Below are 6,144 nucleotides of genomic sequence, written 5' to 3'. Positions count from 1 at the left end.
GCCAAGCAGTTTACGGGTCTTTCTGATTGTCAGGCTCGTTCGGTCAACAAACTTGATTACCATTTTAATGCAGCCCTGAGCGCGGTTAACGTGGCTAAAGTTGAGCAGGGCGTTGGTCAACAACCCTTCTCGATGGCCACTATTAAGACGCTCTACCACAATCGTTTACTACTAGATCGTTTTTTTTCTATCTTACCCAAAGGCACTAAACTGGAGAAAAATGATCCTAGAGTGCGTCAACTTTATCACTTCGGCTGTATAGCCGCCTAAATATTGACTAACCATTGTCGGGTGTCAGGGTAATGTTGATTCGTTCCTGCTGGTTCACAAAGATCAGCCGCTCACAGGCGGGCGTATGGGTCTCGTCAAACAGGGTCAGTTGGGCGATTCCTTCCGGAAATTCCTTTTTTGGCAACTGAACCATCAACACTTTTTTATTGAGGGGAATAGTCACTTCGTGAATGGGCTGGCCACGCGTCTGGGCCAGGAGTGTTAGAGTAGCGGCCTCGTCGGAACTGCTCCTGTTATGCCGTACGTAGACCTTCACCTGCTCTTTGGAACTCATGTTATCAACCTGCATCACCACGCCCTGCGCCTGTACAGCCGGCATTGGATAGGGTACCACGGTTCCCGGAGCCGCCTGCACAAAGGCAGTGTATGCCTGCCCGGCTTCTGGTTTGAACGTTAAAAAACCCATACCCAGGTGAATACTGGCAAAACCGGTCACAGTGTCTTTCCGGGTATTCAGCACATATCCCCTGACCGGCACTCCCAGCCCCGTTGTCCCAATGGCTTTAAAAGCCACCCGACTCTCAATGCCCGCTACCAGCTGCCCCCCTTCCAGCAAAAACTGCACATCGGGTTGAACGGGCGCAGCCGCTGGCCGCATAGCCTGAGCAGCAGCACCCGGTGGTGAGCCGGGCGCATCCCCATTACCGGAAAGAATCGTCAGGGTTTTGGTAAAAAAATACGCGTCCGGCTCATTACGCATAAAGTTCGTGTAGGCCCGCAGTTGGTACGTGCCGGCAACCAGCGAATCGGGCAGCAGCAGTTGACCGGGTGCATACCCCGCCGTGGCCCGAAGTTGCGTCCGTAGCCGGACCCGGCTAGCTATGGGATCGACCAGATCCACGTACAGTACCCGGCTAACCGTGTCGGATTCGTGCGTTGTACCATTCACCAGATAGCCTTTAAGCCATATCGTTTCACCAATCAGGTACGCATCGCGGTCGGTCTGGACGTATACTTTTTCGGTAGGTCGCTGCTGGGAGTAGGCCCGGAAATTGGTGATCAGCCGTTTACCGAATCCATCATCGGCTACATAGCGAAAAGCCGTCAGAAAGATGGTCGGCACCAACACATAAAGGGTGCGTTTACGAAAAAAGAGCGGTTGCATAGGATAGATTTCTAGTCGCTTCATAGCCATTTGACCATGAAGCGACTAAATTAGCAGAAATCCCTTTTCGTTACCATGACTTTACCCGTACAGAAAACGGCGCTGGTGCTCGGTGCCAGTGGCCTCATTGGTGATTCGCTCACGCATCATCTCGTCGACTCGACCTTCTACTCCAACGTTAAGGTGCTGGTACGTAAATCATTGAGCTGGCAGCATCCCCGCCTACAGCAAATCCAGTTCGATTTTAACAACCCCAACGGTTTGCTAACGCAGGCCAACGATATTTTTTGCTGTCTCGGCACAACCATAAAGAAGGCGGGCTCTAAGGAGGCATTCCGAAAAGTAGACTACCAATATTCAATGGATGTTGCGCGGTTGGGCCTGGCCAACGGTGCCCAACAGTTTGCCATCGTTACCGCCATGGGGGCCGATCCGGATTCCCGTATTTTTTACAACAAGATTAAGGGCGAAGTTGAACGTGATCTGACAATACTCAACTACCCGACGCTCCTTATTTTCCGCCCTTCGATCCTGTTCGGAAACCGCACCGAAAGCCGATTGGGCGAGCGGATTGCAGCCGGAGCCATGCGGCTTTTCAACCCCATTATCCCTGCCAAATACCGGGGCATTGAAGCGGATAAAGTGGCTAACGCCATGCTGGAAACGACCCAGCAGAATTTGACGGGTAAGCACGTCTTTGAATCCGACGCGTTGCAGGAATTTTAGCTAACTGACGGCTGGGATAGGCTGTACGGTAGTCCGTTTTTATAGCAGGGTGTTCAGGTCTGTAAGCAGAAAACGGGCTGCCAGTTGCTTCAGTTGCGCTGCTGTTCCCTGCACATGAAGAGTCGTGTGCCGGTGGCGCTGCCTGGCACCTGGAGCCAGCTTAGCCGCTGTTGATGATGATTCGAGTTCATAAAACCGACCCATTTGGGGCTGCCCCGGCTTCATAGGTCCATCATTATAGGCGTTGAGCACATCGCCCGCATACGGCTCCTTCTGCTGCTCCCAGGCCGAATTGACATACTGCCGGTCTCTGGGGTCGAAGTCATAGGTCACCAGCGTTAGGGTTTTGCTTTGAGCGTCGTAGCTCCCGGCCCAGTTGGTTACCCGCGCGGGCGAAACACCAATTTTACTGCGGTAATGAGCATCTGCTTTGAAGAAGGCCGACGTTTTACCCAACTGTAACCGATCGGCCGGGACTTTGCCAAAGTACCCATCATTAATAGCTTGCCCCGCTCCCTCCCGGTAAGGAATGATCATAGTGGAGCTGGGCGATGCATTCATCATGCCCAGAATCCAGATGGAAGGCATGCCGGTTTGAGCCGTCCAGGATTGACTCCCCCGGTTTGTAATGATATTGTCGGATTGAACAGCCACTACCCGAAGCGAATCAGGCTGGACGTCCAGCAGGTTTTCGATGGCCTCCTTACCCAGCAGGTGCACCGTTCGTTCAATACCAATGTCGAAACGGGTGCCAGCGTAGTTAGTGAGTGCCACCTGACGGGTAAAGGTTGCGGAGTTTTCTGTCTTATTCGTAAGGATAAAAGGCTCCGAATCAATGGCCGCTGGTGTCTGCCAGTGCTCACCGTCAAAGGGGTCACCTTTTCTAAAAAACAGGGCGTACTGCCCTCCTTCCGGACCCAGCCAGAAACGATCTTCACCCCCGAATGCATTCATGTGCGGGAGCAACTCGCCGGACGTAATCAGGTCATAATTAAGCCATCCGTAACTGGCCTGCCCATCAGCCGTTGTCGTCATCACCCGCCCCTGGTAAGCCGGACAAACCAGTGCCCGGGCATTGCCCAGTTGCAGTTCAACCAAATCCGGGTGGTGCTGCGTCAAAAACTGTCGGTCTTTTTCGTATGTAGTCATGCCTGCTGTCTGAGCACTGGAATCGGTATGGGTTTGCTTCGTATCTGTTGCCGATTTCGGGCCGGAGCAGGCAATGACCAACCCACTAAAAAGGAATACAATGAATTTCTTTATCATACCGTGAATGGCAAAGCGAAAATTAGCGAACTTCCCCGGCTGTTCTCACCAGTGAATGCTTCTCTATAAATACGATGACCGCTCAATCTACTTCTGAAACGGCTATACAAATTCGGGGGGCCATGCTAACCGATGCCCCGGTTGTGTATGATTTTTTGTGTGTTCTGGAAGAAATGGCATTAGATACGACCGCTTTCCAGGCCGTGTATGAGCGTAATCTGGCTAATCCATTTATCTACTATCTGGTTGCCGAACTGCCCGGCGAAGTGATTGGCTTTGTTAGTTGCCATGTGCAGTTTTTGCTGCACCATTGCGGCAAGGTGGGCGAGATTCAGGAACTATTCGTTCACCCCGATTATCGACAACGGGGGATTGGTCATGACCTGGTGGCGACTGTACAATTCCTTGCCTCTCAGGAAAACTGCATCAATCTGGAAGTGACCACGAACCAAAAACGGCAGGATACCATTCGGTTTTACGAACGGGAATCGTTCCGGTCGTCTCATTACAAACTAGTCAAACCAATTAAACCAATCAGCTCCTGATGCGCCTTATCATTACCTGCGTTTTGTTCGCTGTCTGTTTCTCTACTGCGTTCGGCCAGCCACCTGCCCAAACGGATAAGAAGTTGGAACAGAAACTTAAAACTGCTTTCGCCAGCTTTCGGGGCGATGTGGGCGTGTACGTCCATAACCTTCGTACGGGAAAAACCGTGGCTATCAACGCAGACACACTGTTCCCAACCGCCAGTACCGTCAAAATCCCGATTCAGTGCGGGCTGTTCGATAAGATACAGCAGGGTGAACTTACCTACGGGCAGGAACTGGTCTATAAGGACTCCCTTCATTACGACGATGGTATTGTCGGCTCCCTGAAAGACGGGGCCAAAATTCCCCTGAGCGAGGTGGTGATGCTTATGGAAACCGTCAGCGACAATACGGGTAGTTTATGGTGTCAGGCCCTGGCGGGCGGGGGTGCCGCCATCAATGACTGGCTCGAAACGAACGGCTTCCACCAGACGCGGGTCAACTCCCGAACGCCGGGCCGCAAAGCGAATCAGGCGCAGTACGGCTGGGGACAAACCAGCCCGCGAGAACTGGCCAGCTTACTGACCTATATCCGGCAGGGCAAAGCCGTCAGCCCCGCTGCCAGCGACGAAATGTATCGAAACCTGGGGCGGCAGTACTGGGACAACGATGGGCTATCGCAGGTACCACCGGACGTTAAAACAGCCTGTAAAAACGGGGCCGTGAATCAGGCACGGTCGGAGGTAGTGCTGGTACACGCACCGCACGGCGACTATGTATACTGCGTAATGACGAAGAACCAGAAAGACGAAAGCTGGGAACGGACCAATGAGGGATTTACGCTGTTACGCACCGTGGGGGCTATTCTCTGGCATCATTTCGAGCCAAAATCGACCTGGAAACCGGCAGAAGGGTATGAAAAGTGGTGGTAATCAACCGCATGAATTGTTTACCAAAAACAGGTAACTTTGGCTACCACAAAAAAGCTACGGAACCATGACTGTTGCCCAATCTTCTTCTAAAACGTACACATTCGACGAATACGTAGCACTCGAGCAAACCGAAGGAATTCGTTATGAATATTGGGATGGCGAAGTCATTGCCATGGCCGGAGCAACCAAGCGGCATAATATCATTGTGCAGTCATTATCAAGAGTTCTCTATTCTCATGCCCGTAAAAACGGGTGTCAGGTATTTGCTGAAAACGTTCGGCAAAAGCTAAAAACCGGCCAGCGATACGTTTACCCTGATATCATCTATACCTGCGACCCGGCCGACCTGGAAAATGATATGGCCGTATGGGTCGATTCACCAAGTTTACTGATTGAGGTGGTGTCAAACTCGACGCATGGTAAAGATTTCCATGACAAGCGTCCGCATTACACGAAAATACCATCGTTATTATACTATCTACTGGTTTCTCAAACAGACCAACGCGTAGAAGTATTCGAACGCAACGTAAATTTCTGGAAGTACCAGATCATGGAGGGCGGAGATACTGTTGTTAATTTACCCCTGCTGGATATGACATTACCGCTAGCCGAAATGTATGAAGGTATTGTCTATCCGGTTGAGTAAACAAGACTATTATATCAAAAAAGCCGCTCTCCTGACAGAAGAACGGCTTTTTTTATGAAAGTGCATTGATATCTTAGTTCAGAAACTGTAGACGCAGGTCGTTTAACTGACTGCGGAGTGACTCATCCACCTGCCGGTCGCCCAGACGCAGGACATAACCACCAATCAGTTTGGGGTCTATTTTCTCTTCCAGTTCAACCAGTTTACCGCCGGTTGTTTTCATCACCATTGCCTTGAACTTCTCCCGCAGAACAGGCGTCAGCGGCACGGTTGTTACGATGGTCGCCCGTTCGATGTGATTCAATCGGTTGTACTGATTGATAAACTCTTCGGCGATAGCATCCAGAATGGCTTCCCGGTTCTTTTTGGCGATGATCTGAAAGAAGGCCATCGTCATAGCGTTCAGTCGCCCTTCAAAAACGGCTTTGATAATGTTGTTCTTCTTTTCTGCCCGGACAATGGGATTTTTCATCATCAGCAACAGCGGCCGACTCTTGGCCACCGTTTCTTTGAAGAACTGCATATCCTTGTGGATCGTCTCAGTGAGACCTTTTTCCTGGGCCAAATCCAGCAGAGACTTGGCGTAACGGGCGGCTACAGTAGCAACGGCCATAAGTGTATTTCAGTTAGGGAGTCGGTTAATCAGAGAGT

Annotated in this window: 8 protein-coding genes; 5 read left to right on the top strand and 3 right to left on the bottom strand. The window is 51.3% G+C overall.

Annotated elements, in window-relative coordinates; all coding sequences use genetic code 11:
* Positions 1-270 (top strand): hypothetical protein (locus B157_RS39150; protein ID WP_020606523.1); only part of this gene is annotated, 270 nt, incomplete at its 5' end.
* Positions 271-277: 7 nt separating this feature from the next.
* Here B157_RS39150 and B157_RS36075 read toward each other — a convergent pair.
* Complete coding sequence (locus tag B157_RS36075; protein WP_211225022.1) at positions 278-1,420, bottom strand: hypothetical protein; 1,143 nt, start codon at positions 1,418-1,420, stop codon at positions 278-280.
* 51 nt (positions 1,421-1,471) lie between these two features.
* On the opposite strand from B157_RS36075, the gene B157_RS0127450 reads away from it, so the two are divergent.
* Positions 1,472-2,122 (top strand): oxidoreductase, encoded by a 651-nt coding sequence (locus B157_RS0127450; protein ID WP_020606521.1) that lies wholly within the window; start codon positions 1,472-1,474, stop codon positions 2,120-2,122.
* Positions 2,123-2,161: 39 nt separating this feature from the next.
* Here the strand turns inward: B157_RS0127450 and B157_RS0127445 are convergent, their stop codons facing one another.
* A complete protein-coding gene (locus tag B157_RS0127445; RefSeq protein WP_020606520.1) occupies positions 2,162-3,388 on the bottom strand; it encodes a DUF6786 family protein in 1,227 nt (408 codons plus the stop codon).
* 74 nt (positions 3,389-3,462) lie between these two features.
* Here B157_RS0127445 and B157_RS0127440 point away from each other — a divergent pair, with 74 nt between their 5' ends.
* The 3 genes from B157_RS0127440 (at position 3,463) to B157_RS0127430 (ending at position 5,493) form a co-directional block, all read left to right on the top strand.
* Positions 3,463-3,933, top strand: coding sequence for a GNAT family N-acetyltransferase (locus B157_RS0127440; protein ID WP_020606519.1), 471 nt, complete (start codon positions 3,463-3,465; stop codon positions 3,931-3,933).
* Positions 3,933-4,847, top strand: coding sequence for a serine hydrolase (locus tag B157_RS0127435; RefSeq protein ID WP_020606518.1), 915 nt, complete (start codon positions 3,933-3,935; stop codon positions 4,845-4,847). The genes B157_RS0127440 and B157_RS0127435 overlap by 1 nt, the downstream gene beginning before the upstream one ends.
* A gap of 64 nt (positions 4,848-4,911) precedes the next feature.
* Positions 4,912-5,493: a Uma2 family endonuclease gene (locus B157_RS0127430; RefSeq protein ID WP_020606517.1), complete on the top strand. Its 582-nt coding sequence runs from the start codon at positions 4,912-4,914 to the stop codon at positions 5,491-5,493.
* A 73-nt stretch (positions 5,494-5,566) separates the two neighbouring features.
* Here the strand turns inward: B157_RS0127430 and atpH are convergent, their stop codons facing one another.
* Positions 5,567-6,106 (bottom strand): ATP synthase F1 subunit delta, encoded by a 540-nt coding sequence (gene atpH / locus B157_RS0127425; RefSeq protein WP_020606516.1) that lies wholly within the window; start codon positions 6,104-6,106, stop codon positions 5,567-5,569.
* Positions 6,107-6,144: the final 38 nt, after the last annotated feature.

The sequence above is a fragment of the Spirosoma spitsbergense DSM 19989 genome (assembly GCF_000374085.1).
GTDB lineage: Bacteria > Bacteroidota > Bacteroidia > Cytophagales > Spirosomataceae > Spirosoma > Spirosoma spitsbergense.
This window is presented reverse-complemented; position numbering and strand designations above follow the sequence as displayed.